The following is a 2,425-nucleotide window of genomic DNA, read 5'->3' as shown; positions in this document are numbered from 1 at the left end:
TGTAAATCTAACATTAATTTAGAAATAGTTTCTGGGTTGCCCTTGCGATAATAACCAGCATTTAGTTCCGCAATTTTTTCCAAAACATCAGGATTAAACTCTCCTTCTTTACCATATCCAACTGTGAATAAAGCAATTCTCTGGTCGGAGTTAAAACCACTTTTTTGTAATTCATTTTTTAACTGATTTAACTTAATTTGAGAACCAGAATCTTCCCCATCAGTTAAAATTAATATGGCATTAATAGCCTGATTTCTAAGATTTTGCTGTAACCAGTTACGAGCATAAAGGGTAGCATCATATAACTTTGTCCCACCTTCAGCTTTCAAATTACTAATAAATTGTAGACCGCGATCGCGTCCTTCTGGAGTTCCATCAACTACCACTGGAGGCCGAATCATACTATCAAAATCAATCAGAGCAATTTGGTTATTAGGCCCTAGAGTATTAATATAAGTTTGTAAAGTATTCTGAACAGCAGGTAATTTCGCCCCCTGCATCGAACCTGAAGAGTCAACTAATACTACGACTAACGAAGGCTTTTTGGCATATACCTGCCAAGATTTTAACATCGCCTCTACTACCTCTGGTTTTGGTGGACGGTAGGAGTCATATTTAGCATTAGGATTAACTCCAAAAGCAGGACTAATCTTCGTACCGAGGGGAATACCAGGTACAGCAGGGCGTAATCCTAAATCAGTAGCAATTTTTTGGACTTCTGGCGATCGTAAATATGCAATAATTTCTGTAGCAGCAGCTTTTTCTACCTCGCTTACCCATGGCGCACTAGCTACAATTGCTCTCATATTAGAAGTAAAAGTTGCTTGGGGATAAACTGCCCTGTATTTTGGTTGCCCTGGTTGGCGATGGGTATTAGCAGCAATTACCGAAGACTCATAAACTGAACCAATAGATGCCCAAAATGGCCCATTTTTGACCATTGATTTCGCGAGGGAACTGGTTGACTTACCGTAGCGAGTAATTTTACTTTGAATTTGTTGTACCCGATCTTGATAGCGCGTTACATCTGCCACTGTGATATTTTCTGGTCGCTTGCCAGATACTGATGCAAATTGAGAGACAAGAGTTTGTAAACCTGAATTGGAGCGAGTGGGAGCAGTGTGAACGTAATAAATAGAAGTTGGTGGTGCAGAAGAGTTGATATCGCGATGAGTTTTTGCTGTCACTAGAGGTTTAAATAAATCATCAACATTTTCGATGGCGTTGGCAATGTCTTCTTGTGCCATAAACACCATCGGACTATTTGTTAACATTGGTGCATCTGTAATTTCTGGAATATAGTTTTGCCCAGGAAATAATTGTTCCATTCGATACTTCAATTGAGCATGATATATCTCACCATCCACAGAAATAATTGTGGGAAATTCAGGTGCATCAGCAGATAATATTCCGGTTTGAAATTGTTCTGCAAAAGACATGACTGTGGTAACGACATCCCCACTACCTTTAGCATCACAACTTATATAATAAGAAGTACCATCATTCAGTTTTGGTTGTTGTTGATTGAAACCTTCTGCTGCTCGTTCGCAAAAGTCTCCTAAAGCACTTCCCATTAATAGTTTAATTTCTAGACCTTGATTTTTTGTGGTGGTGGTATTTTCTGGTGTTGCACAAGCAGTTAACAGCATTAAGAGATAAATGCTCAGATATTTAATTTTTTGATTCTTTTTAGTAATCATAATTGGTGAATTTATGTTATCGATACTAAACTAAGTATTAAAAATAGGTTTAACAAGATGCCCCACTACCAACATCTTAGCGTTAATATTTGTACCTCTTATGCGAGGAATCTACTGTAAGCTATACTGAGTGCCTAAGAGCAGCAATAATTACAAAAATCAAAAGACTTTACAGGAAATGTCTCTTTGACGAATAGGTTAAAATTATTATATATTATCGCTTTTACCTACTTTTCTCAGAGAAACTATATTGAAAAGTTTTACAGAGAAGCCAAAGGATGGTTAGGTTTATGCATAGTATCAAATTAGAAATAAAACCAGTCTCATACATCATTTTATTTTGGTTTTTGTTGTCTATACTTTCATTATTTATCAACAATTAATAGGAGGGTGAAGAAAAGGTTATGCTCTTAAGCCTTTGACAAATTTCACTGAAACTTTGGAGGCATTGATCACAGGTATTTCTTACAACTTTTTTTGTTGGTTGCAAGAGCATCAAGACGTTTTTGTCGAGCATAAAGCGAGTCTAGGATTTGTGTGGGGATAGACTCAGGTATCATCTCTTGGAGATAAGACATTGAGGTTATTTTGTTTGACTTTTTTCCTAAAATCCAGTTACTAGATAACAAAACTGTCACTTAAGTAATATTGATTAACATCCGAAGAAAATTATGGATTTATTTGAAGCTGTTAAAAAGCAAGATATTTCAAGAATTAGAAAAATT

General features: G+C 36.2%; 1 protein-coding gene. It reads right to left on the bottom strand.

Features of this window, described 5'->3' with window-relative positions; all coding sequences use genetic code 11:
• The coding region (locus tag AC3DU7_RS31225; RefSeq protein ID WP_488043120.1) for an extracellular solute-binding protein at positions 1 to 1,700 on the bottom strand (1,700 nt) is incomplete at its 3' end.
• Positions 1,701 to 2,425: the final 725 nt, after the last annotated feature.

It is taken from the genome of Okeania sp., assembly GCF_983059655.1.
The sequence above is the reverse complement of the archived record's forward strand: the minus strand, read 5'-3'. Positions and strand labels throughout refer to the sequence as shown.